Source organism: Pedobacter suwonensis, assembly GCF_007833675.1.
Taxonomy (GTDB): domain Bacteria; phylum Bacteroidota; class Bacteroidia; order Sphingobacteriales; family Sphingobacteriaceae; genus Pedobacter; species Pedobacter suwonensis.
The window spans coordinates 3,203,490-3,228,342 of sequence record NZ_CP031708.1; the positions used below are offsets into that span (position 1 = coordinate 3,203,490).

Below are 24,853 nucleotides of genomic sequence, written 5' to 3' on the forward strand. Positions count from 1 at the left end.
GTTCTCAGCTACATCGACTTTTTTGTTTTAAAGCCATCTATATTGCTTATAGGCAAATAAGTGTATCCTATTCACTGAAAAAAAAAGAAAAAAAAAGAAAAAAAATCTTCCTAAGGCTATCAGAAAAATCACTAACTCTGCAAGTTTTACCTTTTAATTATTTTTCCCGAAAAATCCAGAGGCCTTGAGTCATAACTATAAATTTATAAATCCTGTATTTCATTCAAATCCAAATACTTTGTATCAATCTGTTTCGAAGTCTTTGCACCCAATTTTTTTATCTTTTCTGAAGTATTGGTTAAATTTCCTGCACCTGCTGACAATTTATTAATGGCTTTATCGTAGGCATCCTGACCATTTCTAATATGTTTTCCAATGTTTTCCATGTCAGCAATAAAACCTACAAACTTATCATACATGCTGCCGCTTAAACGGGCAATTTCCATTACGTTGCGGTTTTGACGTTCCTGTTTCCATATACTGGCTATAGTGCGCAAAGTAGCCAGCAAAGTAGATGGACTTACGATTACCACCCTCCTGTCCCAGGCGAAATTGAACAGTTCGGCATCTTTTTGTACTGCTATGCTAAAAGAAGATTCGATGGGTACAAACAATAAAACAAAGTCCGGAGAATTAATTTTATATAAATCCTGGTAGTTTTTTGATGAAAGTTCCTGAATATGGTTCTTAATTGATGCCAGATGCTGCTTTACATAGCTTTCACGCTCTTCATCAGTATCTGCAGATACGGAGCGCTCATAAGCAACTAAACTTACTTTAGCATCAACAACGAGGTGTTTATCGTCTGGAAGGTCTATTACCACATCTGGCTGGTAACGGCTGCCTTCTGCTGATGCATGCGAAGCCTGGATACGGTATTCCTGATCCCGGACCAAACCAGACCGCTCCAAAACCTTTTCCAATATAATTTCGCCCCAATTGCCCTGTTTTTTACTATCGCCTTTTAGCGCTTTGGTTAAATTATTGGCGTCTTCCTGAATAAGTTTACTTTGAATCTGTAGTTCCGAAATTACACCTTTGAGTATATTTCTTTCATCAGATTCAGCTTTATAAACCTTTTCTACCTTATCTTCAAAAGCCTTGATATTCTCTTTCAAAGGATTAAGGATAATATCCAGATTGGTCCTGTTCTGCTCAATAAATTTGGTCGATTTTTCCTCCAGAATTTTATTGGCAATCAGTTCGAAATCTTTATTCAGTTTTTGTTGCGACTGCTCATAACTTAATTTTTGTTCTGCTAACTTTTCTTTCTCGGCCAGGTAAAATGATCTCGTACTTTCGAGCTCACGGTTGGCATCTGCAAGCCGGTCGCGCTCAGCCTGTAATTCATCAATTAAACGCCGTTGTTCATCTTTAAGCAAAATGGTAATATGCTCTTTTTCTGCAGATAAGTTAGAAACACGTTCGTCCGCTTTGGCTAATCTTATTTTTAAGGTTTCATTTTCACTTTTTGTCCTTTCAAAATCTTCTAACGAAACGATGGGGATTGAAGCCTGAGGTTTCTTTAGTAATAAAATAAACAGGACAATTAAAATTACAATTAGTAAAGCAATACCAGCGATCTCCATAATGATAAGAATTTTAGCAAAAATGGAGATTTAAAATAGATATACCAAAAGAAATTAGTCAGTTTTAACCGTAAAAAACCGTAAAAATTATTTATAATTGGATATTAGTATTTTAAAAATGAACGCTTTAACTGTCCTTATTTCCTGTCGAGATCAAGTGGGTTTGGTTACCCATATTACCCGTGTGCTGGCTGCTCATCAACTGAATATCATTGCCATGCGCGAATTTGTAGATGAAGCCAATAAAGCATTTTTTACGAGAATTGCCTGTACCGGAGATCTGGAAAATCCTGAAAAATTAAAGAAAAAACTGTTAGAAAATTTACCACATGCTGCTGAGGTAAATCTAATTACCAAACAGGAAAAACAGATCGCTGTTCTGGTGACTAAAGAGTATCATTGTTTGGCAGAAATACTGATTAAAAATCACTTTAAAACTTTAGGTGCAAATGTTCAATGTGTAATTGGTAACTACGAAAGCCTTAAAGATTTTACCGGGAAACTGGGGATTCCCTATTTTTATGTAGATCATAATAATAAAGATAAAAGTGACTTTGAAGCTGAAGTAAAAACGATCATTAATCAGTTTGAGGTAGACTACCTGGTATTGGCTAAGTTTATGCGAATTCTTTCAGCTGATTTTGTAAAGGATTATGCAGGTAAAATCATCAACATCCATCACTCCTTTTTGCCTGCTTTTATAGGTGCCAATCCTTATCGGCAGGCTTTTGAGCGTGGGGTAAAAATTATTGGTGCTACCGCACATTTTGTTACCGATAGTTTAGATGAAGGGCCTATTATTGCGCAGCATACCAATCATGTAGACCATAATTTTGGTGTGAAGGAAATGGTGCATGCTGGTAAGGAGATAGAAAAAAAAGTATTATTGGAGGCTTTGGAACTTATTTTTGAAGACCGGGTTTTTGTGAGTGGAAATAAAACGGTAGTGTTTAAATAGGCGATAAGCGTTTAGGGGGTAGCGTATAGCGAAGCCGAATGGTGTCGTCATTGAGAGAAGGCTTTTCAGCCTACGAAGCAATCTTATGCCCAGGGCTATCATCGACCGCTGTAAGATTGCTTCGTCGTTCCTCCTCGTAATGATGATGAATCTTAAAGGATCTTTAAAGAAAACCAAACTCTGCGCCCTCTGTGCTTTCCTCTTTGTTCTCTGTGGTAAAAGAACTGCTATAGTTTATTTAACAACAAATTCGCCACATCTTCTCCGGTTTGCGAGCCAATAGCTACGCCCATACCATTACACCTGGTTGCACAAAATACATTTGGACGGATTTCTTCGATATGCGGTTCAAGTGTTTTACCAAAAGCCATAATCCCACTCCAGCGGTAATCAATTTCATATTTAGTGGTTGGTAAGATTACTTTTTTTAGCAGATGCTCAAGCGCAGATTGCACTGGTTCGGTGTGGTCAAAAGTAGTAGTTTGTTCAGCTTTGAAATCAATATTTCTACCACCACCTAATAAAATTCTGTTATTTATATTCCGGAAATAGTAATAACCTTTATCATAATGGAAAGTACCCGCAATCTTTAGATCTTTTATCGGTTTAGTTATTAAAACCTGACCGCGACCTGGGTTGATATCCACATCAGGGTACAGATCTTTGATAAAGGCATTGGTTGTAAGAATCAATTGTTTACAAGAAAAATTTCCATTTTTGGTAATCAGGCAAAAACCTTTTGATTCTTCTTCAATCCGGTCTACAGTACAATTATTAAAAATACCAATGCCTAGTTGTTGTGCATATTGAATCAAAGCGTACATCATTTTACCACTATCAATCTGGGCTTCATATTTATTTTCGATTAAAGTACTTACCCCTTCGAAACCAGATAAACTGATTTTTTTATTGTTTACACGAAAAGCATTGGATCCGACAATATCATTAACCAAAAGGTTAAAATGTTCAATTTTGGATACACCTAATTCAGCTAAAGAATGATCTTCTTTTTTAAATAGTTCATATCCGCCCAGGCATTGATAATCAATGGTATTATCACCCAACAAATAACGTAGTTTAAGCAGACCTTTCCACCGTTTTTCGATGAGCATTGCAAGTCGTTCGCTGCCCATCCTTTTCTCTTGCTCAGTTAGTTCAGAAATGCTTCCAAAGCAGGCGAAACCAGCATTTTTTGTGCTTGCACCGGTAGGTAAAAATCCCTTTTCAAGTATGACTATCCTTAACGAAGGAACTGTTTTTTTAAGGTGAATGGCGGCATTTAATCCTACTATTCCACTGCCAATTACAATCGCATCATAATTACAAAAAAATGAATCTTTTTCCCAGTATGAAAGTTCGTTTGGCATAACATAAATGTACTGTTTTTTAAATTTTAAATAATATGGGAACGCTTTTTGATATAGGCTAAATGAAAAACATACATAAGAAAATGGGAGTTTATTTAATATTAATCATCCCGGTATTATTGCTGAGCATGTTTGTACAATGGCGATTTAGAAACAAGTTTTCTAAGTATGCTGAAATGCAATTAAGCTCTGGTTTATCGGGCAAAGAGGTAGCAGAAAGAATGCTGCATGATAATGGAATATACGATGTGAAGGTGATGAGTACCGAGGGACAATTAACAGATCATTACAATCCGTCAGATAAAACCGTTAATTTAAGTACTGATGTATACTATAGTCGTAGCGTAGCAGCTGCAGCGGTAGCGGCTCACGAATGTGGTCATGCGGTGCAACAGGCGAAATCATATAACTGGTTGCAGTTAAGAAGCAGCATGGTGCCAGTAGTGAGCATATCATCTAATCTTTTGCAGTGGGTATTATTAATAGGTGTATTGTTAATAGGTTTTACCGGAAACCCGATTGTTTTGGCGATTGGTGTAGTGGGTTTAGCATTAGTAACCGTATTTAGTATCGTTACCCTACCTGTTGAATTTGATGCCAGTAACCGGGCCTTAGCCTGGCTCAGGAACAATAATGGTGTGATGCAAACACAGGAAGAAAATGCGCAGGCCAAAGATGCACTTTGGTGGGCGGCCATGACTTACGTGGTTGCGGCTGTGGGTGCATTAGCCAATTTATTATATTACGCATCAATGCTTTTTGGACGGAGCAGGGATTAGGAAATATTGAATACGACAAATACAACGCGGCCAGGATCATGATCCTGGCCGTTTTTTGTTTATTAATTTAACCCGATCGTCATGCTGATCCGATCCATCGGATTTGTTTTACAAGTAGAGGTAGTATTTTCAATTGTCTTGTAGCGATTACGTGGTCAGAATCTTTCCAACTAAATAAAACTGATTGAAATCCGGTATCTATCAGACCAGGTGATGACTATAGTTAAAATATCTATTTGGAAAGCAGGTTTTGTGGTAATAGGAAAACTTCGGTCCCGCTCCCGCTTCTGCCGATGAAAATATCGGCATTTCGCTTTGATCGGGTTTAGGTGGCACGGTAGCTTGTACTATTTGGGGTTGCAGGATGCATAGATAACTTAAGCCTTTGATATTGATGTAAAAGCTCAAAGCGTGGAGAATACCTGGAGCAATAAAGCAGGAATAATTAGTAAAATGGAATACTGAATGTGCTTTTCTAAAATGAATGTTGGTCTAGCCGTTCGACTATTCCATGGATGACAAGAGTAAGTAAGAGATTAGTTTAACCTATAAGGGGCTACCAATTGAAATTCTGGGATGTCAACATCAAATTCAGAGCCATCTATATCGCGTTTCATCAGGTAAGTGCCTTTCATGCTGCCCATATCGGTTTTGAGGTTACAACCTGAAACGTATACATGCGTTTCGCCAGGTTGGATAATGGGTTGTAGACCTACAACACCTTCACCTTCTACTTCTCTACGGCTTGAGTTCGAATCGAAAATCAACCATTGGCGGCGCATTAACTGGACAGCATAATCAGAAAGATTTGAAATTTCTACGCGATAGGCAAACATATAATGTTCGTTCGCCGGATTTGAATATTCTGGCTGGTAGACGGTTTCTACCGAAACCTTAACACCATCTGTAATTGCTGTAACCATGATAATAACGAATGTAAGAAAAAACTTTCAAAAATCAAGCCAGTACACTGGTAGCATCATAGTTGGCAAATTTTTCTGCCACTTCTTCTAAAATGCTGTAAATGTTGCTGATATCTGATTCAGCAACCAATCGCATGCGATACGGTTTAAAATCTGGCAGGCCTTTAAAATAGTTGGCATAATGGCGACGCATTTCGAAAATACCGGTTTTAGGACCTTTCCATTCCAGCGATTTATCCAGGTGTATACGGCAAACCTCAATTCTTTCTTCTATGGTTGGTCCGGCCAGGTGTTTTCCGGTTTTGAAGAAGTGTTTTACTTCGCGGAAAATCCATGGATAACCAATTGCGGCACGGCCTATCATAATGCCATCTACCTCATATTCCATGCGCCAATTGGCTGCTTTTTCAGGACTATCTACATCACCGTTACCAAAAATCGGAATTTTAATGCGAGGATTGCGTTTAATTTCACGGATTAAACTCCAATCGGCCTCTCCCTTATATAATTGTGCCCTGGTGCGGCCATGAATGGTTAGTGCCTGGATACCTACATCCTGAAGCCTTTCGGCTACTTCATAAACATTTTTGGTATTGTCATCCCAACCCAAGCGGGTTTTTACGGTAACAGGTAAATGCGAAGCTTTAACCACCGCATCAGTCATTTTTACCATTTTATCAATATCCTGAAGCAAACTTGAGCCTGCACCTTTGCAAACTACATTTTTTACCGGACAACCATAATTGATGTCAACCAGATCGGGACCTGCTGCAGAAGCAATTTCTGAGGCCTCGCGCATGTGTTCGATATCGCCGCCAAAAATCTGGATGCCAATTGGTCGCTCATATTCGAAAATATCCAATTTTTGCAGGCTTTTTGCAGCGTCCCGGATTAAGCCTTCCGAAGAGATAAATTCGGTATACATCATATCTGCACCGTTTTTTTTGCATACATAACGGAACGGTGGATCACTTACATCCTCCATTGGAGCCAGCAATAACGGGAACTCACCTAAATCTATATTTCCTATCTTTACAGACATTTTCTATCTTCAACGATTAATAAAAACATACAAAGGTACAAATAATGAGTTTTGTAACACCTAAACACGAGGAAATCAATCCTTTCTTGCAATTACTTTTACTTTTATTTTACGCAGTTGCCGGAGCTTTTGTTTTCGGTATCATTGGAATCGTAATCTGTATGGCCATGTATGGAATGGGATTAGTAAGTAATTTCGCCCTGCTTATATCGGGTGATGCGAAGTATATTTCTGGTTTTAAGGTGATACAGATTTTAAGTTCAATAGGAACATTCATTTTACCACCCCTTGCCCTTGCCTTAACAGAAAGAACAAAAATTACCCGGTTTTATAGCTTCAAACAACCAAAAGTTTTACTGCTTTTGCTGGTAATCTTGATAATGATTGCGAGTATGCCTTTTATGGAGTGGACAGTAATCTGGAACCAAAAAATGGTTTTGCCCGACTTTTTAAAAGGGATTGAGGCATGGATGAAAGAAAAAGAAGAACTGGCAGCAAAAATGACCATCCAACTGATCACAGTGAGGAATAATTGGGATTTTGTGGTTAACCTGATTATGATTGCAGTTTTACCAGCGATTGGTGAGGAGTTGATGTTCAGGGGTGGTGTGCAACGTTCATTGGAGCGATCTTTTGGTAATCCGCACCTGGCTATCTGGTTATCTGCTATAATTTTTAGTGCCATACATGTACAGTTTTATGGTTTTGTGCCGCGGATGTTATTGGGTGCAGGCTTTGGCTACCTGTATTATTTTAGCGGAAGTATCTGGTATGCCATGTTTGCGCACTTTTTAAACAATGCTTATGCGGTTTGCGCGGCTTTTTATATGCAAAAGCATCATATGCCACTTGATAAAGCTGATGAGCCGATTGGTTTTCCTTGGTATGGGTATTTAATTAGTGCAATAATTACCATAGCTTTGTTTAAATTTTTTAAAGATAGCGCATCAAGTGAGCGAAAATTGGGTTAAGGTATACACCACCAGTAATGCCTTTGCGGCAGAGGTATTAAAACAGGGATTAACAGAAGCAGGTATTCCCGCAGTGACGATAAATAAACAGCTCTCGGCATATAACATTGGCGAAATAAATGTTTTGGTGAGTAAGTTAGATTTCAATAAAGCCATAGAATACATCGTTGAGAACGAAATTGAATAGTAATAATGACCTTAAACCTTATACCCCTTACCTCTTAACTTAAATGAAAACCAGGGCAATAACCGCTTTCTTTTTTACCATTGTGATGCTTGGCTCTATCTTATTGGGGAGTTATGCATTTACTATTTTCTATCTTATCCTGAGTGGTTTATCCTTATTTGAATTTTATAAGCTGATTAAAAATGCTGGTATCAGGCCACACCGAAACATCGGTTTAATAGCAGGATCTTTAATTTTCCTAATGGCCGCAGGCTTACATTATTTAGAATACGATGTTAAGTATCTGTTGCTTTGTATCCCGCTGATTTTCTCTGTTTTTATCACTGAATTGTATAAGAAAAACAAAATTCCATTTGCCAATATCTCTTATACATTTGTTGGCTTTGTTTATGTAACTATCCCTTTCTGTTTTTTCCATGCCCTCGGTTTCTTAAAAAACTGGAATGAATATAACTTTCATTTACCGCTCGCATTTTTGTTAATGCTTTGGGCAAACGATACCGGAGCCTATCTTTTTGGCGTAAAATACGGTAAGCGCAAACTGTTTGAGCGCCATTCGCCGAAGAAAAGTTGGGAAGGATTTTTCGGCGGGATGTTTACCAGCATTTTGGTCGCTTTTGCTCTGTCTTTTCTTTTTATTGAAAGCCCGTCCTGGGTTTGGATGGGTATGGCTGTATTAATTGCAGGTTTTGGAACATTGGGCGATTTAGTAGAATCGATGCTTAAACGAAGTTTAGATACTAAAGACAGTGGCGGTCTGTTGCCAGGGCACGGCGGTTTGTTAGATCGTTTTGATGGCTTATTATTGGCTGCACCGGTAGTTTATGCGTATTTGTATCTGATTTTGTATTAGATTAATCACAAAGACAGGAAGACACAAAGAAATAACTTATCTATTGTCCTCGTTTGTAACGAGGATGAATGGGATTCACATTTATAATGTGGTTTTTGTTATTAGCGATACAATCGCTATTCTCGCTAATCCTCGTTACAAACGAGGACTATAATGTGTTTCTCATGCTGTAGCCGTTACAACATGATATTCCCTTTCTACCTGTTCGCCAGTTTTGCTTTTTATCTGTTCGGTTTTACTAAGAATATTTTCAACTTTAAATCCGCCGTTTTTTAATAGTTCTTTTACCTCTTCTACTTCATAAAGTTTAAAACCATAAGGCGTGAAAGGAAGATTTTGCATAAAAGTTTTATTGGCAAAGCAAATTACAAGAGTGCCATTAAGTTTTAAGGTTCTTTTAATTTCGGTGAGATATTCGCTTGGATTTTGCCAAAAGTAGATTGTATTAACTGTAAAAATTTTATCGAACCGATTTTCATCAAATGACAATGTAATTCCATCTGTCAGTTTAAATTGGACATTTCCCTGTGCTAAGAAAACTTGATTGTTTTTTTCAGCCTCGGCAATAATGGTAGCAGAAATATCGGCACCAAAATACCTGAGGTTTTCGGCGTTTGATAATAGTTGTGCGATGTGCCCACCGTTGCCATGACCGATTTCTAAAACAGTTTCATTGTTTTTGAGATTTAATGCATCAATTGCAGAAGTGGTCATGCCGATGTTGCTGGTATGCATCATCTCCGCTGTTTTAATGCCATGTTCGCCTTCCGGGCAGCTTAGCTGTTTCGCAATGTTTTTTAATTCTTCTTCGGAATGTTGATGCTCCATGATCAAATTAAAAATTTAAGTCTGATAAAATGTATCGGGTTATTTGATTACCTGAACTGGCTTTTTGTTTTCATCAATAGCTACAAAAGTAAAATCGCCATGTACGGCTAATTCTCTCCCTTCAGCGTACATCTGCTCGATATAAATTTCTACGTTAACTTTTAAACTGGTATTGCCTACGTGGTTCACCTTGCCAATAAGTTCAACAATGGTACCTGCTGGAATCGGTTTTTTAAAATCGATCCTGTCGCTGCTTACCGTTACCATAATTTGGCGGCTGAACCGGGTTGCGGTAATAAAAGCCACTTCGTCCATCAAATGCATGGCGGTACCGCCGAAAAGCGTATCGTAATGGTTGGTTGTATTTGGGAAAACGGCTTTAAAAATACTGGTTTTTGAGTTTTCTATTCTTTCTGCTAAGGTCATGGGGTAAATATAGGGTGAGTAAAAAGCTTTGACAACTTTCTGATTAGAAAGTTGTCAAAGTTGAGATCAGGATAAAACTATCGTAAAGATATCATCCCGAAGATTTTCTTAATACAATTTATTTCAGTTATTCATGTTGAAGAGTCTTCGACAGGCTCAGACTGACAATGAGTGAATGTTTAACACCAATTATATTAATTTACCTGAAGATCTGCCGAAGGTACTTTTTCCGTTTTACGCATCTCTTTTGCGGCTTCAACCATTTCGATCAATGCTTTTTTGGTCTCGTCCCATCCGCGGGTTTTTAAGCCACAATCAGGGTTTACCCAAAGTTGTGCAGAAGGAATAACGGCTTTTGCCTTTTTAAGCAACTGAACCATTTCTTCGCGTTTCGGAACTCTTGGAGAGTGAATATCATAAACACCTGGTCCGATTTCGTTTGGATATTTAAAATCGGCAAAAGCATCTAATAATTCCATCTGCGAACGCGAGGTTTCGATCGTAATTACATCTGCATCCATATCAGCAATGTTTTGGATGATATCGTTAAACTCCGAATAGCACATGTGCGTATGGATCTGTGTATCGTCTTTTACCCCACTTGCTGAGATTTTGAAAGCTTTCACTGCCCAGTTCAGGTAATTTTGCCAATCTGCTTTGCGCAATGGCAATCCCTCTCTAATGGCCGGTTCATCAATCTGGATAATTTTAATGCCTGCATTTTCCAGGTCGCAAACCTCATCGCGGATAGCCAGGGCAATCTGTGTACAGGTTTCCGATCGTGGCTGATCATTCCGTACAAATGACCATTGTAAGATAGTTACAGGACCCGTTAACATGCCTTTCATGTATTTGGAGGTTAGCGACTGGGCATAGGCTGTCCACTTGATCGTCATGGGTGTTGGGCGCGAAACATCGCCAAAAATAATCGGTGGTTTTACACAGCGTGATCCGTAGCTCTGTACCCAACCATTTTTAGAAAAAGCAAAACCGTCTAGCTGCTCTCCAAAATATTCAACCATATCATTGCGTTCAAACTCGCCGTGAACCAAAACATCCAGACCGATTTCTTCCTGCCACTTTACTGCTTTTTCAGTTTCTTTTGCAATGAGATCATCGTATTCTTCAATAGTGAGCGCTCCGTTTTTAAGTTTTGCTCTCCAGCTTCTTACCTCTGCAGTTTGTGGAAACGAGCCGATAGTGGTAGTGGCATAAATGGGCAGATTAAGTTCCTGTTGTTTAATTTTTCTGATCGAAAATGGACTCAAACGTTCGGCATCCTGCTCTTTTAAGTCTAAAACCCTTTGTCTAACTGCCGGATTATGGATGATTTTAGAAACTTTACGGTTAGCAATTGCGATCTTATTTTCTTCGAGTTTTTGCAGGGTAGATGCAGGGCTTTCGTTGGTGATCAGTTTTTTTAAGGTAGCTACTTCCGCAATTTTCTGTTTTGCATAGGCCAGCCATTGTTTAATTTCTGGCGATAAATTTTTCTTATTGGTTTCATTGTCCAGATCAACCGGTGAGTGAATTAACGAACAGGATGGAGCAATCCATATTTTATCAAATCCTCTTTTGTCTACCGCATGGCTAATGATCGAAAGAGATTTCTCAAAGTCATTTTTCCAAATGTTTCTTCCGTCTACCAAGCCTAAAGAAAGAATGGTATCTTCTCTTAACGAAGCTAAAACATCGTCTAATTGATCTTCAGCACGGACTAAGTCGATATGTAGAACATTTACAGGTAATGAAGCCGTTAATGCTAAATTATTACCTAATCCTTCAAAATAAGTAGCTAAAACAATTTTTAATCCTGGAAAGGCTTTCCTGATTTCTTTATAGGCATATTCATAAGCTTTTTTGTCTTTTTCCGTCAAATCCAAAGTCAAAAATGGCTCATCAAACTGAATATATTCTACATCCAGCGCTTCTAAGCGAGATAAAATCTCGATATAAACCGGAAGCAGGTTTTTAATCAGGTCTATTTTTTCAAATCCAGCCTCTTTTTCCTTACCCAATAAAAGGTAAGAAACCGGTCCAATCAGTACGGGTTTAGTATTAATTCCTAATTGTTTTGCCTCATAAAACTCGTCGATAATCTTGGTAGAAAAAAGTTTAAAAGGTTGATTTTTGTAAAATTCGGGCACGATGTAATGGTAATTGGTATCGAACCATTTGGTCATTTCCATCGCTACCACATCCAGTCCTTCTTTTTGGTAGCCTCTTGCCATCGCAAAATAAAGATCCAGTTCCTCATTTCCTTTTTTCAGGATCACTTCGTTGTATCTTTTTGGAATGGCTCCAAAAGTTAAGGAATGATCAAGTACGTGATCGTAAAAAGAAAAATCGTTTGATGGAATTACATCAATCCCGGCTTCTTTTTGAAGTTTCCAGTTTTCGTGGCGGATATTTTTGCCCACCTGCAGTACACTTTTGTACCCAGTTTTATCTGCCCAATAATTTTCGCAGATTTTCTTTAATTCCCTTTGGCTACCTATTCGCGGATAGCCTAGATTTTGCGTTAGCATCTCTCTTAAAGATTAAGTAAATAAATCATTTAAAAGCTCTTAAAGCAATATTTGTAATACTCTTTGTTAAAATTAAAGGAAAGGTTATGGCACAGCCTGCCCACTCATCAGCAAAAACTTTAAGCAAGCCTATAAAATTTAAATTTTATCGTGTACAATCAGACCTGACCAATTACTTTATAACGCGAAAGCACCGTCAATTCAACATAGGCAGGTCTCCTGACTTATTCCCGATCCCATCGCCTTCCCATACCGGTAAAGGCACAGTGGCATAAATGATAAGACCGTTGTCTTCTTGTTAAAGACAGAATTTACAGTTGCGCGACAGCTCGTGATTTGCACACGATTCCCTATTAATCCCGGTTGTATTCCGGGAACCTGTATCGGTTGATGAAAATAAAGTTAAGAACTTATATCAGGGCAAATGTATGGATTAGGATTTAAAACTTGTAACAAATTTACAGTAAGCCGTTTTTGGAAATTTTCTCTATTATATTTGATTACCCTACTAAACTATCAAATTATGATGAAAACCAACTTTATCAGGCTTTGTATCGCTTTTTTATTGGTAAGTAACGTTGCAGTGCTGGCACAGGAAGTACCAACGCCCAGATCACATTTCGGTTTTGATATTGGTGATGATTACCAATTGGCCAATTATACCCAGACAGAAGCTTACTTTAAGAAACTCGCAGCAAATTCTGACCGCATTAAACTGGTTGAGATCGGTAAAACCGAAGAAGGCAGAAGTCAATACATGCTGGTTGTTTCTTCGCCGGAAAACCTAAAGAAATCAGATCGTTATAAAGAGATTTCGCAACAGTTGGCTCATGCAGAAATTGCGCCAGAGCGGGCCAAAGTTTTGGCACAAGAAGGTAAAGCAGTGGTATGGATAGATGGCGGATTACATGCAAATGAAGTAGTTGGGACCCATCAGCTGATTCAGACGATATATGAATTTGCCTCCAGAACAGACCCGGAAACCTTGCGTATTCTGGATAATGTGATCATCCTATTTACACATGCAAACCCCGATGGACAGGAGTTGGTGAGCAATTGGTACATGAGGGAAAAAGACCCAAAGAAAAGAACAACTTCAGGCTTGCCGGTTTTGTATGAAAAATATGCGGGACATGATAATAACCGCGATTTTTTTATGTTAAATCTTAAAGAAACACAAAATATCGGTCGCCAGCTTTTTATAGAATGGATTCCACAGATCATGTATAACCACCACCAGGCCGGTCCGGCGGGAACGGTTGTGGCAGGTCCTCCTTACCGGGATCCGTTTAATTATGTTTTTGATCCAACCTTGTTAACCAGTTTAGATGCGGTAGGTGCGGCCATGCATAACAGGATGAACGTAGAAAATAAGCCCGGTTACACTCAACGTGGCGGATCGGTTTATTCTACCTGGTACAACGGCGGATTAAGGACAACTACCTATTTTCATAACATGATTGGACTGCTGACGGAAATTATCGGTAATCCTACTCCCTCTGAAATTCCATTGGTTCCATCGCGTTTGCTGCCAAGTGGCGATTCACCAAACCCAATCACTCCCAGAAAATGGTATTTTAAAAATTCGATTGATTATTCTGTATCGTTAAACTATGCCGTTTTGAATTACGCAGCGCGATACCATGATGAGTTACTGTATAATATTTATCAGATGGGCAGAAATTCGATTGAAAGAGGTAAAAAAGACAGCTGGTCTTTCTCCCCAAAGAAGATAGAAGCCATTAACAGCGCTGCAAAAGGTGAAAAGGGCGCCGCAATGTCCGGAGGCGATGCAGGTTTTGGATCCCGGCGTCAGATTAGCATGAAAGCTTTCGATACCGTGATGAAAGCGCCTGCAAACCGGGACCCACGTGGATATATCTTATCCGCAGATCAGCCTGATTTTAATACTGCCATTAAGTTCTTGAATGCATTGATCAGAACGGGTGTTGTCGTTCAAAAAGCAACCGCTCCATTTACCGTTGCGGGGAAAAACTATCCTGCCGGAAGTTATGTGGTTAAAACTGATCAGGCTTTCCGCCCACACGTTTTGGATATGTTCGAACCACAGGATCATCCTAATGATTTTAAATACGAAGGTGGTGCGCCAATTCCGCCTTATGATGCCGCCGGATGGACATTGGCTTATCTCATGGACGTGAAATTTGATCGCATGCTGTATGACTTTTCAGGTCCGTTTGAGAAAAATCCTTACGGAAAACTCTTACAACCAGAAAATAAATTGCCAAATGGGCCGAGTTATGTATTAAGTGCTGCACAAAATGATTCTTATACTGCAGTTAACGATTTATTGAAAAACAAAGTTGAAGTTTACCGCTCTCCTGAAAATGGCGATTTTTATGTTTCATCAGCAGGAAAAGCAGTACTTGAAAAAGCAAACATCAAACTAAAAATTGCTGTTGCCCCTAAAAATAAAATTAAAGTTTCGACGGCTAGAATTGCCCTTTGGGATGCTTATGGTGGTTCTATGGCATCCGGCTGGGTGCGGTTTCTAATGGAACAGTACCATTATGCTGCCACGGTAATTTATCCGCAGGATATTGATGCCGGAAATTTAAAATCTAAATTCGATGTGATCATTTTTGTGGGCGGTGCCATTCCATCGGTTCAGGGCGGAGGCAGTGGAAACAGATCTGTCGGACCAAAGTCAGATGAAATTCCACAGGAGTTTAGAAACCGTTTGGGCAGGATTAGTGCTGATCAATCCATCCCTGAATTAAAGAAGTTTTTAGAAGCCGGAGGTAACATTGTAACCATTGGGAGCAGTACCAACCTGGCTTATCACTTAAACCTACCCGTGCGTAATGCAATGGTCGAAATTATAAATGGTGAAGAAAAACGATTACCTGCTGAAAAATATTATGTTCCGGGAAGTGTTTTAAATGTTGGTGTAGATAGCACTTTACCAGCCAATTGGGGCATGGAAAAAGAAGCTGACGTTTATTTTGATAATAGCCCTGTTTTTAAACTCACCGGCGACGCCATTGCGGCTGGGAAGATCAAGCCTTTGATGTGGTTTGAAAATGCAACACCATTGCGTAGCGGCTGGGCCTGGGGCCAGGCTTATTTGCAAGATGGGATAACTGCTTTTGAAGCCAGGGTTGGTAAGGGTAAATTACTTGCTTTCGGGCCGGAAATTGCGTTCAGGGCGCAAACGCATGGCACTTTTAAATTGATATTTAACCAGTTGTATAAATAGTTATAGTTGAGTTTGCCATGTTGAGCTTGTTCAAAAACGAATTTACGCTGTTTCTTAAAAGAATACCACTTACAAATCTAATATAAAGGTCGTCTTTTCTACTGAAGCGTAGCAAAATCGAGAAATCTTTTTAACATAGTCCAAAGATTTCCCCACTGCGGTCGAAATGACGATATCTGGATATAAACTTTTATTGAGATATGGGGCCACTATCCTTAACGATAGTGGCTTTTTACTTTACACTTACTATAGCAAGTTATAATCAGCTTAATTTTGTATTATGAAAGTAGAAATTTGGTCGGACGTAATGTGTCCGTTTTGCTATATCGGGAAAAGACATTTTGAGCAGGCGATAGAGAAATTGCCTTTTAAAAATGAAATTGAAGTGGATTGGAAGAGTTTTCAGCTTAATCCGGAATATCATAATGCTAATAATGAAACGGTGTACGATTACCTTTCAAGAAGTAAGGGAATGCCGGTTGATCAGGCTAAACAGATGACCAAACAAGTGGCAGACATGGCGGCAAATGCAGGCTTAAGCATCGATTTCGATACCAATATTCCTGCAAATACATTCAACGCGCATCGTTTGATTCATTTGGCGGCAAAACACGGCCTTCAGGATTTAGCTGAAGAAAAATTGTTTGAAGCTCATTTTGTGAACAGCAAAAACATTGGCGAAACAAATGTTTTAGTTGATCTTGCAGTAGAAATAGGATTGAATAAGGACGAAGCTGTGGCCGTTTTAAATAGCGACGAGTTTGCTGAAGCTGTTCGTTATGATATTTATGAAAGTCAGAATTTAGGAATCCACGGTGTGCCATATTTTGTTATGGACCGTAAATATGGTGTTTCTGGTGCCCAACCTGTTCAGGCTTTTACTGATGCGCTTACCCAGAGTTTTACCGAATGGAAAGCCGCTCAGCCTAAAACCACGATTACTTCATTAAATAAAAATAATGATGCGGTTTGTGATGAGAATGGTTGTGAGATATAGATTTGTTTCCTGCAGATATAAAAACCGTCATTTCGATTGGAGCGTAGCTCAATGGAGATATCTATCTTGAGACAGGTTTAGCTTCGCTGAGCCTTCGGGTTCTCGACTTCGGTGCACTTTGCTCGAAATGACGGTAACTGAGGGGTGTTAAATCCTGAAAAAAAATTCAGGAGGACGACCGTTTTTAGGTTCTTCGACACTCCGCTACCATTGACAGAATCTCTAAAAAAGCCGTCCTTGCGAGGAGGAACGACGAAGTAATCTTTCATGCTAATGATCCTTGCTGTAAGATTGCTTCGTCGGCTGAAAAAGCCTTCCCGCAATGACGATCCTCTTAGAAGCTTATTTCCATTAAATACTTCTGTCAATCATATTGATTTTTATATCATAAATTATTCCTCAGGATGACAATGGCTCGGGAAACTTACCGTTGCTGATTCTTCAACGGCGTTAATAAATACTCCAAACCATTCACCCTGATTTCAAACATAGTAGCCATTAAATCGCCTAATTTGCCTTTCGGGAAACCCTTATCCTTATACCATAGCAAATAGCTTTCAGGAATATTACAAATCAGGTAACCTTTATATTTTCCGTAAGGCATTTGCATTTTTACTAAATCAAGTAATAAGGAGGGATCTAACATTTATAATATAAAATCTAAATAATTTTCTTTGTTAATTACGGAGAAACTGGCTTGAGGATAGTTTTTGGCAAAAAAGCCCGGGATTTTCTTCTTTTGGTTTCCCCATTTAAAATCGGCAGCTAACATTTCTCCGTTGTTAATTTCAATAAGGTCTATTTCCTGTTGATCATAGGTTCTCCAAAAGAAATAAGTGGCACTTTGCTGTTCGTACTCCATTTTTTTAATGCGTTCGCTAAAGCAGTAGTTTTCCCATAAAATACCCTGATCGTTCCTTAAGGCTAACAACCTGAAATCATTTACGATTGCGTTCCGGATCCCATTGTCGTAAAAATACCATTTGGATGATTTCGTAACTTCTTTCCGTAAATTATTACTATATCCGCCAATTTTATAAATGATAAAAACCTTTGACAGTAAATCAAGGTAACGATCTACCGTATTTTTGCTGATACCCAAATTACGGGAAATCTCATCAATTGAAACTTCGGAACCAACCTGATAGGCAATCAGTTTTAATAATTCCAGTAGTTTAGCGCTATTTTGGATGTTCTCATACATCAAAATATCTTTTAACAGATATGATTTAACCAGTTCTGTTAAATACTGTGCTTTTTCAGCCAATGAATTCAGGTGGAATAACTCAGGATAAGAACCAAAAATTAATCTTTCTTCCAGATTTTGTGTGGTTTGTAAAGCATTTTCCTGTTTATCCAACTCAACCTGTGCTATGGGGTAAAGATGGTAAGTTAAACTTCTTCCGGTTAAGGGTTCACCTGTTTGGTTTGATAAATCGAAAGTAGATGATCCACTTGCGATAATGGTAAGATCTTTAAAAGTATCGATGAGTAACTTTAATATTTTTCCGATTTCAGGTATAACCTGGGCTTCGTCAATAATGAGTAGCTTGGCATCACCCAAAACCCTTTTGTAATTGGCAGCTGTTCGGGTTGAAAGTAATACCTGTACATCCTGGTCTTCCCCATTTAAAGAAAGGTAGTTGATGTTCGCATCTTTGGTAATGCTTTCTACCAACCAGGTTTTACCGACCCGCCTTGTTCCGAATATTAGGATTACTTTGTTCTTCCCAATTTTGTGGAGGATAACCGGCTTCAAAGCTCTAACAATTTCACTTTCCATTTAAGCCAAATATAGGTAAAAACGTTAATTCAGTCAATAGACTGACTCAATTAACGTTAATTCAGTCAATAGACTGACTCAATTAATGTTTTTTAATCGATCAGCTCTAAAGTTTCAATCGCTTCTTCAACGGTTTTTACATTATCAAAAGCAATTCTAAGTGTATTCTTTACTTCTTTTAAATTGCACATGCGCGGATGGTTCTGCGCAAAAGTTAAAATTTTGGTAAAGGTATTTGAGTCGAAATAAGCTGACTGTTTATCACTTAAAAAATATCCTCTTAAACTATTTTTCTTAAAACTGATTTTTTCGAATCCTAATTTTTTACCCAACCATTGTAACCGCACTACGCTGAGCATGGTTTTTACTTGCGGGGGTATAGGTCCGAAACGATCGGCCAGGTGTTTTTCGAAAACGGCTAATTCAGCTTCGTTGTCAAGCTTAGAAAGCTCGGTGTATAAATTGTAACGCTCAGTAATATTGGTAATGTAAGCATCAGGAATATATAATTCAAGATCGGTATCTACCTGTGTAAAGCCTACAAACGGACGGGCAGGTTCATTTTCGAACAGGCCTTTAAACTCAGCTTCTTTCAATTCCTGAATGGCTTCATCCAGTATCTTATGGTACATTTCAAAACCGATTTCGGCGATGAACCCACTTTGCTCGGCACCTAATAAATTTCCACTTCCACGGATATCCAAATCGCGCATGGCCACATTAAAGCCACTGCCCAGATCAGAAAACTCTTCAATGGCACTTAAACGTTTCCGGGCCTCAGAAGTTAAGGTAGATAAAGGAGGCGAAAGTAAATAACAGAAAGCTTTTTTGTTGCTCCGGCCTACACGGCCACGCATTTGGTGCAGATCGCTCAAACCAAACATGTGTGCATGGTTGATGATGATGGTATTGGCATTTGGAATATCCAAACCTGCTTCAATAATAGTTGTGGCTACCAAAACATCTTTTTCTCCGTTAATAAAATCAAGCATCACATCTTCCAAAGCATCTCCATCTAATTGGCCATGCGCAATACCAATCCTTGCTTTTGGAACCAATTTCTGGATTAACCCACCCAATTGCATCAGGTCATTTACCCGGTTATGGATAAAGAACACCTGTCCGCCGCGATCCAGTTCAAACTGCACGGCTTCCTGGATTAATTTATCGTTAAAAACATGCAATTCGGTGCTAACGGGCTGCCGGTTCGGCGGTGGCGTACTTATAATAGATAAATCCCTTGCCCCCATTAAAGAAAAATGCAGCGTTCTTGGAATTGGAGTGGCTGTAAGGGTTAAGGTATCAACATTTACCCGTATGGCTTTTAACCTTTCTTTTGCAGTAACGCCAAACTTTTGCTCTTCATCAATAATCATGATGCCAAGATCTTTAAATTTGACATCCTTGCTAAGCAAACGGTGTGTTCCAATTAAAATGTCAACTTTGCCGGCTGCGGCCTCAGCCAGGGTATCTTTAATCTGTTTATTCGTTTTAAAACGGTTAATATAATCGACCGTTACCGGGAAATCCTTTAAACGGGAGGAGAAAGTTTTAAAATGTTGTAAAGCCAAAATGGTTGTTGGTACCAGAACGGCAGCCTGTTTACCATCAGCTACCGCTTTAAATGCAGCACGTACTGCAATTTCTGTCTTTCCAAAGCCAACATCACCACACACCAAACGGTCCATTGGATGTGGCGATTCCATATCCTTTTTCACGTCCTGGGTGGCTTTTAACTGATCGGGGGTATCTTCATAAATAAAAGAAGCCTCTAATTCGGTCTGTAAATAACTATCTGGAGAGAATGCTGTTCCGGCCTGGGTTTTGCGCAAGGCATAAAGCTTGATCAAATCCCGCGCGATATCTTTAACTTTTTTTTTAGTGGTTTTTTTTAACTTATCCCAGGCATCGGTACCCAGCTTATTCATTTTAGGAACGCCGCTTTCCTTACCGCTGTACTTGGCAATCCGGTTTAGGGAGTTGATGTTGACGTAAAGCAGGTCGTTATCGGCATAAATTAAACGGATCATTTCCTGGGTTTTGCCGTTCACCTCAACCTTTTCAAGTCCGGCATACTTACCAATACCATGGTCGATATGGGTAACATAATCGCCGGATTTTAGTTCCCTCAAATCTTTTAGGGTAATGGCCTGACTTTTCTGATAACCTTTTTTAAGCTTGTATTTGTAGTAACGGTCGAAAATCTGGTGATCAGTGTAAAATGCCGTTTGGATCTGCGGATCAACAAAACCCTCGCGCAGCATGCTGTTGATTGGTGTAAACTTGGCCGTTTTGTCAATATCTTCTAAAATGGCATATAAACGCTCAATCTGCTTAGGCGAATCGGTAAAAATAAAATTAACGATCCCAGCCTTTTCATTTTCCTTAAGGTTGTGAATCAGCAGATTGAAATCTTTATTAAATGATGGTTGTGGCTTGGTTTCGAATTCAAAACGATTATCTGTTTTATAGAAAAACTGTTTCCCGAATTCTACCAAAGGGAAATCCTGAAGGTGATCGCCCAATAACTTTTCATCCGTAAAGGCAAATTTAGGATCAATCCACTCCGGGTTTTGACTTTTATCTGCCGCTGGCAAGGCTTTCCAAAGTTCAACAGCCTTTTTAAAACCGGCTTTAACAATATCCAGGGTAAATTCTACGTCTTTAAACCAGAGTTGCGTGTCCTGATCGATATAATCGAGAATACTGATGTTACTTTCAGTTAAAAACTTGGCCTGAACATTTGGAACAATGGTAAGCGATTTAACTTCGGCAACCGACAGCTGGCTTTCAATTTCAAAACTTCTGATGCTTTCTACTTCGTCACCAAAAAACTCGATGCGATAAGGAAGATCAGAGGAGAACGAGAAAATATCTACAATGCCACCTCGGATGGAAAACTGCCCGGGTTCGTAAACAAAATCTCTTCTGTCAAAATCATAATCAATTAGAAATTCATTGATAAAATCGATGCCCAGTTTGGCGCCCAAACTGATTTCTAAAGTGTTTTTTTCAAGCGCGGAGCGATCTATCACCTTTTCGGCAATGGCTTCAGGATAGGAAACTACAATTTTTCCGTATTCTGAATCATGATTCAGCTCGTTCAATACTTCCGCACGGGCCAGCACGTTAGCGGTATCTACCTGGGTGAAATCGAAAGATTTTCGGTACGATGAAGGAAATAGTAAAACCTGTTTATCCAATACACTTTCGAGGTCAGACTGAAAATAAGCGGCTTCTTCCCTATCAGGCAAAACGAACAGAAGGGGCTTATGTAACAGGAAATAAGAAGAAAGTGCAACAATAGCATCAGCCGAACCCACCAACCCCTTTAATTGTATCTTTGGGTTTTTGCTGCTGTTCAACGCTTTGGTAAATTGGGTTACCCTATCGTCGGTTTTGTATCTGTTTATTAAATCGCGAATGTTCAAGGCACAAAAATAAGCTTATCTTTTAATATTAACCCGCAATTTGTGTAAAGGTTTTTTTAACTATTTTTGGCAGGGTTGAGATAGAATAATCAGATTTGGGAAAAAACGAAAACTTATTCTTAGATGGGATCGTTCGTTTGGTCGAAATATATTCCCCTTTCGTCGATTAAGGGCAAATCGGTGTAACAAAGGTAGTTCTATAGCCTCTAAATGTTATAAAAAGTGAAACAATGAAGTACATTAAAAGCTTTCCACTGGAACTTTTTTTCTGGTTAACAGCTTTAATATTACTGGCAACGGCGGATAGCCACCAACATCATTTTACACTTTGTCCTTTAGCCAATTTGGGCTTTGAGGATTGGTGTCCGGGGTGTGGCATAGGCAGGTCAATCAGTCATATTTTACATGGCGAGTTTACCGAAAGCTTTTCCGAACATTGGTTTGGTTTTCCGGCACTTTTAATTATAATTTATAGAATTTGCACATTGATAAGGAACAAAAAGAAGTTTAAAGTTTTAACCACAAATACATAGAAACCATGGATATATTTCAATCACCTCTAATGTCGTTACCAGGTATAACACCAGAGGAATACTCATATTTACAACAAGCCACTACCGGTTTAACTGAAGAGCAGTTACGTAATTTCCTGATGGTTTACAGCAGCAAAAGAAAAAATCCATCAGATATGTTGATTTTTTGTTTAATCGGATTGTTTGCTGTTCCAGGCTTGCAAAGGTTTATCATAGGCCAGATCGGTATGGGTATTTTGTACCTTTTAACTGCCGGTTTATGCTTTATCGGTTCGATTATCGATGTGGTAAACCACAAAACACTTGCTTTTGAATACAACCAGAAAATGGTTTTCGAAAGCTTACAGATGGTAAGAATGGGAGGTGGATTCCAACAAGCGGGAAAATTCTAAGATAATTAATCTCAATACTTAGGTCCGTATCCAAATAAATTGGATGCGGACTTTTTTGTTAAATGAACTTTCATGACAGAAAAAAGAAAACAATGAAATTTCTATATTTATCGAATGAAATTAGCTGAAATTACCAATTATTTAGAAAGCATCGCTCCGCTTAATTATCAGGAAGACTATGATAACTCTGGTTTAATTGTGGGCGATCCAAACATGGAAATCCGTGCTGCTTTGGTGGCTTTGGATTGTGTAGAGAAAATTGTAGATGAAGCCATTTCGACAGGATGCAATTTGATTATTACCCATCACCCGATAGTTTTTAAAGGACTAAAAAAGCTTAATGGTAAAAACTATGTAGAGCGTGTGGTTTTAAAGGCAATCAGGAATAATATTGCACTATATGCCATTCATACCAATTTAGACAGTATTCATACAGGGGTAAATGCCAGGATCTGTGAACGTTTAGGTTTAACAGGTACTAAAGTACTTTCGCCGAAAGCAGGGCTGTTAAAGAAATTGGTTACTTATTGTCCACAGGTCCAGGCGGAGCAACTGCGGTCGGCATTGTTTTATGCTGGTGCAGGTACCATTGGTAATTATAGCGAATGCAGTTTCAACGCTGATGGTTTTGGCACATTCAAAGGAAATGAAGATTCTGACCCTTTTGTTGGTGAAAAAGGTGTTCGCCACCGGGAGGCTGAAATACGGATCGAAATGGTTTACCCTACCCAGGCTGAACGAAAAATCCTCGTTGCTTTGTTTGAAAACCATCCATACGAGGAAGTGGCCTACGACATCTATAAACTCGAAAATAAACATCAGCTGGTGGGTTCGGGTATGGTAGGCTGGCTGGAATACGATATGGATGCTTATGATTTTCTGCATCTGGTGAAAGATAGGATGCAGGCTAAAGTGGTTAGGCATACAGAAGTAATTGGCAAAAGGATTAAGAAAGTTGCGGTTTGCGGAGGTTCGGGAAGCTTCCTGTTAAAAGAAGCCATAGCTGCCGGGGCCGATGCATTTATTACCGCAGATTTTAAATACCACGAGTTTTTTGACGCGGAAGAAAAATTGATCATTGCAGACATCGGACACTTTGAAACTGAACAATTTACCTCAAATTTATTGCTTGAAATTATTCAGAAAAAATTTACTAACTTTGCAATCCGTTTAACGGAGCAAAATACAAACCCCATAAATTACTTGTTTTAATGGAACAAACCGTAGAACAAAAGCTAAAAGCTTTATACGAATTACAAAATATCCACACGAAAATTGATAAAATCCGCCAGGTACGTGGCGAGTTACCAATGGAAGTTGCCGACCTTGAGGATGACGTTCTAGGACTCGAAACTAGAATTGCAAAAATTAAAGGTGAGCTTGATGATCTTGAAGATTCGATCGTAACGCGTAAAAATACAATCAAAGATGCGCAGGCTGCCATCAAAAGATATGATTCTCAATTAAAAGAAGTTAAAAATAACCGTGAATACGATGCTTTAACCAAAGAAATTGAGATTCAGGGTTTAGATATCCAGGTTTCTGAAAAGAAAATTAAAGAACATGGTTTCGAAATCACTTCAAAAACTGAAATCTATGAAGCTGCTAAAGCCGAATTAGATGGAAGAAAAAAAGATTTGGAAGCTAAAAAAGCAGAACTGGATGTAATTACTGCCGAAACTGAAAAAGAGGAGCAGGATTTACAAAAGAAAGCAGATAAAGCGGAACCTCAAATCGAAGAACGCTTATTGGTTGCTTATAAACGTTTACGCAAAAATGCTGTGAATGGTTTAGCTGTAGTAACCATTGACCGCGATTCTTGTTCCGGATGTTTTAACCAGATTCCACCACAACGCCAGTTAGATATTCGTCAACGTAAAAAAATTATCGTTTGCGAACACTGTGGTCGTATTTTGGTTGATGAAGCGCTAACACACGAAGTAGCAGAGGCTTAAGCTAAATAATAAAAGTATTTGAACGTCCCGATTTAATCGGGACGTTTTTTGTTTAAGGCTATTTTCTTGGCCTTACTCAAAACAAGAATAT

21 protein-coding genes and 1 riboswitch are annotated in these 24,853 nt (G+C 38.8%); of the genes, 11 read left to right on the forward strand and 10 right to left on the reverse strand.

The window, feature by feature from the left end; genetic code table 11:
• Window positions 1–203 precede the first annotated feature (203 nt).
• Window positions 204–1,589 carry a DNA recombination protein RmuC gene (locus DV942_RS13110; protein ID WP_145858130.1) on the reverse strand — a complete coding sequence of 462 codons (1,386 nt, stop codon included), beginning with the start codon at window positions 1,587–1,589 and terminating at the stop codon, window positions 204–206.
• Window positions 1,590–1,707: 118 nt separating this feature from the next.
• Here DV942_RS13110 and purU point away from each other — a divergent pair, with 118 nt between their 5' ends.
• The gene (gene purU / locus DV942_RS13115; protein WP_145858133.1) at window positions 1,708–2,547 is read left to right on the forward strand and encodes a formyltetrahydrofolate deformylase; all 840 of its coding nucleotides are present in this window, start codon (window positions 1,708–1,710) and stop codon (window positions 2,545–2,547) included.
• A 227-nt stretch (window positions 2,548–2,774) separates the two neighbouring features.
• On the opposite strand, the gene DV942_RS13120 is transcribed toward purU, so the two are convergent.
• Window positions 2,775–3,914 (reverse strand): NAD(P)/FAD-dependent oxidoreductase, encoded by a 1,140-nt coding sequence (locus DV942_RS13120; protein WP_145858136.1) that lies wholly within the window; start codon window positions 3,912–3,914, stop codon window positions 2,775–2,777.
• A gap of 83 nt (window positions 3,915–3,997) precedes the next feature.
• Here DV942_RS13120 and DV942_RS13125 point away from each other — a divergent pair, with 83 nt between their 5' ends.
• Window positions 3,998–4,693, forward strand: a complete 696-nt coding sequence (locus DV942_RS13125) for a zinc metallopeptidase (RefSeq protein WP_090981452.1) — start codon at window positions 3,998–4,000, stop codon at window positions 4,691–4,693.
• A 536-nt stretch (window positions 4,694–5,229) separates the two neighbouring features.
• Here the strand turns inward: DV942_RS13125 and apaG are convergent.
• A complete protein-coding gene (apaG, locus tag DV942_RS13130) occupies window positions 5,230–5,616 on the reverse strand; it encodes a Co2+/Mg2+ efflux protein ApaG (RefSeq protein WP_090981381.1) in 387 nt (128 codons plus the stop codon).
• A gap of 34 nt (window positions 5,617–5,650) precedes the next feature.
• A complete protein-coding gene (gene dusB / locus DV942_RS13135) occupies window positions 5,651–6,658 on the reverse strand; it encodes a tRNA dihydrouridine synthase DusB (protein ID WP_145858138.1) in 1,008 nt (335 codons plus the stop codon).
• A 44-nt stretch (window positions 6,659–6,702) separates the two neighbouring features.
• Between dusB and DV942_RS13140 the strand changes: the two genes are divergently transcribed.
• Genes DV942_RS13140 through DV942_RS13150 form a run of 3 tightly spaced genes read left to right on the forward strand, consistent with a single transcriptional unit; the run spans window position 6,703 to window position 8,669 of the window.
• Window positions 6,703–7,629, forward strand: a complete 927-nt coding sequence (locus tag DV942_RS13140) for a CPBP family intramembrane glutamic endopeptidase (protein WP_145858140.1) — start codon at window positions 6,703–6,705, stop codon at window positions 7,627–7,629.
• A complete protein-coding gene (locus tag DV942_RS13145; RefSeq protein ID WP_134204437.1) occupies window positions 7,610–7,816 on the forward strand; it encodes a putative signal transducing protein in 207 nt (68 codons plus the stop codon). The genes DV942_RS13140 and DV942_RS13145 overlap by 20 nt, the downstream gene beginning before the upstream one ends.
• A gap of 43 nt (window positions 7,817–7,859) precedes the next feature.
• Complete coding sequence (locus DV942_RS13150; RefSeq protein ID WP_145858143.1) at window positions 7,860–8,669, forward strand: phosphatidate cytidylyltransferase; 810 nt, start codon at window positions 7,860–7,862, stop codon at window positions 8,667–8,669.
• Between the two features lie 162 nt (window positions 8,670–8,831).
• Here the strand turns inward: DV942_RS13150 and DV942_RS13155 are convergent, their stop codons facing one another.
• From DV942_RS13155 to metE, 3 genes are all read right to left on the reverse strand, one after another.
• Complete coding sequence (locus DV942_RS13155; protein ID WP_145858145.1) at window positions 8,832–9,497, reverse strand: class I SAM-dependent methyltransferase; 666 nt, start codon at window positions 9,495–9,497, stop codon at window positions 8,832–8,834.
• Between the two features lie 39 nt (window positions 9,498–9,536).
• Window positions 9,537–9,923, reverse strand: a complete 387-nt coding sequence (locus tag DV942_RS13160; protein ID WP_090497417.1) for an acyl-CoA thioesterase — start codon at window positions 9,921–9,923, stop codon at window positions 9,537–9,539.
• A gap of 194 nt (window positions 9,924–10,117) precedes the next feature.
• Window positions 10,118–12,451: a 5-methyltetrahydropteroyltriglutamate--homocysteine S-methyltransferase gene (metE, locus tag DV942_RS13165; protein WP_145858147.1), complete on the reverse strand. Its 2,334-nt coding sequence runs from the start codon at window positions 12,449–12,451 to the stop codon at window positions 10,118–10,120.
• Between the two features lie 192 nt (window positions 12,452–12,643).
• Window positions 12,644–12,848: riboswitch (cobalamin riboswitch) on the reverse strand.
• A gap of 126 nt (window positions 12,849–12,974) precedes the next feature.
• Here metE and DV942_RS13170 point away from each other — a divergent pair.
• Together DV942_RS13170 and DV942_RS13175 are read left to right on the forward strand one after the other, a co-directional pair.
• Window positions 12,975–15,671, forward strand: a complete 2,697-nt coding sequence (locus DV942_RS13170; protein WP_145858150.1) for a M14 family metallopeptidase — start codon at window positions 12,975–12,977, stop codon at window positions 15,669–15,671.
• 280 nt (window positions 15,672–15,951) lie between these two features.
• On the forward strand, window positions 15,952–16,668 hold the full coding sequence (locus DV942_RS13175; RefSeq protein WP_145858151.1) for a DsbA family oxidoreductase: 717 nt from the start codon (window positions 15,952–15,954) through the stop codon (window positions 16,666–16,668).
• A 424-nt stretch (window positions 16,669–17,092) separates the two neighbouring features.
• On the opposite strand, the gene DV942_RS13180 is transcribed toward DV942_RS13175, so the two are convergent.
• The 3 genes from DV942_RS13180 to mfd all read right to left on the reverse strand — a co-directional run bounded on the left by DV942_RS13180 (window position 17,093) and on the right by mfd (window position 21,882).
• The gene (locus DV942_RS13180) at window positions 17,093–17,272 is read right to left on the reverse strand and encodes a DUF3820 family protein (RefSeq protein ID WP_342354882.1); all 180 of its coding nucleotides are present in this window, start codon (window positions 17,270–17,272) and stop codon (window positions 17,093–17,095) included.
• A 42-nt stretch (window positions 17,273–17,314) separates the two neighbouring features.
• Entirely contained in the window at window positions 17,315–18,451 is a 1,137-nt protein-coding gene (locus DV942_RS13185; protein ID WP_145858155.1) for an ATP-binding protein, read from the reverse strand.
• 92 nt (window positions 18,452–18,543) lie between these two features.
• Window positions 18,544–21,882 (reverse strand): transcription-repair coupling factor, encoded by a 3,339-nt coding sequence (gene mfd / locus DV942_RS13190; protein ID WP_145858158.1) that lies wholly within the window; start codon window positions 21,880–21,882, stop codon window positions 18,544–18,546.
• Between the two features lie 230 nt (window positions 21,883–22,112).
• Here mfd and DV942_RS13195 point away from each other — a divergent pair, with 230 nt between their 5' ends.
• The 4 genes from DV942_RS13195 (at window position 22,113) to DV942_RS13210 (ending at window position 24,762) form a co-directional block, all read left to right on the forward strand.
• On the forward strand, window positions 22,113–22,415 hold the full coding sequence (locus DV942_RS13195) for a DUF2752 domain-containing protein (RefSeq protein ID WP_145858160.1): 303 nt from the start codon (window positions 22,113–22,115) through the stop codon (window positions 22,413–22,415).
• Window positions 22,416–22,420: 5 nt separating this feature from the next.
• Window positions 22,421–22,807 carry a TM2 domain-containing protein gene (locus tag DV942_RS13200; RefSeq protein ID WP_090981355.1) on the forward strand — a complete coding sequence of 129 codons (387 nt, stop codon included), beginning with the start codon at window positions 22,421–22,423 and terminating at the stop codon, window positions 22,805–22,807.
• Window positions 22,808–22,921: 114 nt separating this feature from the next.
• Window positions 22,922–24,019 carry a Nif3-like dinuclear metal center hexameric protein gene (locus tag DV942_RS13205; protein ID WP_145858162.1) on the forward strand — a complete coding sequence of 366 codons (1,098 nt, stop codon included), beginning with the start codon at window positions 22,922–22,924 and terminating at the stop codon, window positions 24,017–24,019.
• Window positions 24,019–24,762, forward strand: coding sequence for a zinc ribbon domain-containing protein (locus tag DV942_RS13210; RefSeq protein WP_090981351.1), 744 nt, complete (start codon window positions 24,019–24,021; stop codon window positions 24,760–24,762). Before DV942_RS13205 ends, DV942_RS13210 begins: the two co-directional genes overlap by 1 nt.
• Window positions 24,763–24,853: the final 91 nt, after the last annotated feature.

What these genes read in the sequence shown, in the direction of transcription:
- DV942_RS13110 (WP_145858130.1), bottom strand. Translation starts at nt 1,589, where the DNA reads ATGGAGATCGCTGGTATTGCTTTACTAATTGTAATTTTAATTGTCCTG.
- purU (WP_145858133.1), top strand. Translation starts at nt 1,708, where the DNA reads ATGAACGCTTTAACTGTCCTTATTTCCTGTCGAGATCAAGTGGGTTTG.
- DV942_RS13120 (WP_145858136.1), bottom strand. Translation starts at nt 3,914, where the DNA reads ATGCCAAACGAACTTTCATACTGGGAAAAAGATTCATTTTTTTGTAAT.
- DV942_RS13125 (WP_090981452.1), top strand. Translation starts at nt 3,998, where the DNA reads ATGGGAGTTTATTTAATATTAATCATCCCGGTATTATTGCTGAGCATG.
- apaG (WP_090981381.1), bottom strand. Translation starts at nt 5,616, where the DNA reads ATGGTTACAGCAATTACAGATGGTGTTAAGGTTTCGGTAGAAACCGTC.
- dusB (WP_145858138.1), bottom strand. Translation starts at nt 6,658, where the DNA reads ATGTCTGTAAAGATAGGAAATATAGATTTAGGTGAGTTCCCGTTATTG.
- DV942_RS13140 (WP_145858140.1), top strand. Translation starts at nt 6,703, where the DNA reads ATGAGTTTTGTAACACCTAAACACGAGGAAATCAATCCTTTCTTGCAA.
- DV942_RS13150 (WP_145858143.1), top strand. Translation starts at nt 7,860, where the DNA reads ATGAAAACCAGGGCAATAACCGCTTTCTTTTTTACCATTGTGATGCTT.
- DV942_RS13155 (WP_145858145.1), bottom strand. Translation starts at nt 9,497, where the DNA reads ATGGAGCATCAACATTCCGAAGAAGAATTAAAAAACATTGCGAAACAG.
- DV942_RS13160 (WP_090497417.1), bottom strand. Translation starts at nt 9,923, where the DNA reads ATGACCTTAGCAGAAAGAATAGAAAACTCAAAAACCAGTATTTTTAAA.
- metE (WP_145858147.1), bottom strand. Translation starts at nt 12,451, where the DNA reads ATGCTAACGCAAAATCTAGGCTATCCGCGAATAGGTAGCCAAAGGGAA.
- DV942_RS13170 (WP_145858150.1), top strand. Translation starts at nt 12,975, where the DNA reads ATGATGAAAACCAACTTTATCAGGCTTTGTATCGCTTTTTTATTGGTA.
- DV942_RS13175 (WP_145858151.1), top strand. Translation starts at nt 15,952, where the DNA reads ATGAAAGTAGAAATTTGGTCGGACGTAATGTGTCCGTTTTGCTATATC.
- DV942_RS13180 (WP_342354882.1), bottom strand. Translation starts at nt 17,272, where the DNA reads ATGCCTTACGGAAAATATAAAGGTTACCTGATTTGTAATATTCCTGAA.
- DV942_RS13185 (WP_145858155.1), bottom strand. Translation starts at nt 18,451, where the DNA reads ATGGAAAGTGAAATTGTTAGAGCTTTGAAGCCGGTTATCCTCCACAAA.
- DV942_RS13195 (WP_145858160.1), top strand. Translation starts at nt 22,113, where the DNA reads ATGAAGTACATTAAAAGCTTTCCACTGGAACTTTTTTTCTGGTTAACA.
- DV942_RS13200 (WP_090981355.1), top strand. Translation starts at nt 22,421, where the DNA reads ATGGATATATTTCAATCACCTCTAATGTCGTTACCAGGTATAACACCA.
- DV942_RS13205 (WP_145858162.1), top strand. Translation starts at nt 22,922, where the DNA reads ATGAAATTAGCTGAAATTACCAATTATTTAGAAAGCATCGCTCCGCTT.
- DV942_RS13210 (WP_090981351.1), top strand. Translation starts at nt 24,019, where the DNA reads ATGGAACAAACCGTAGAACAAAAGCTAAAAGCTTTATACGAATTACAA.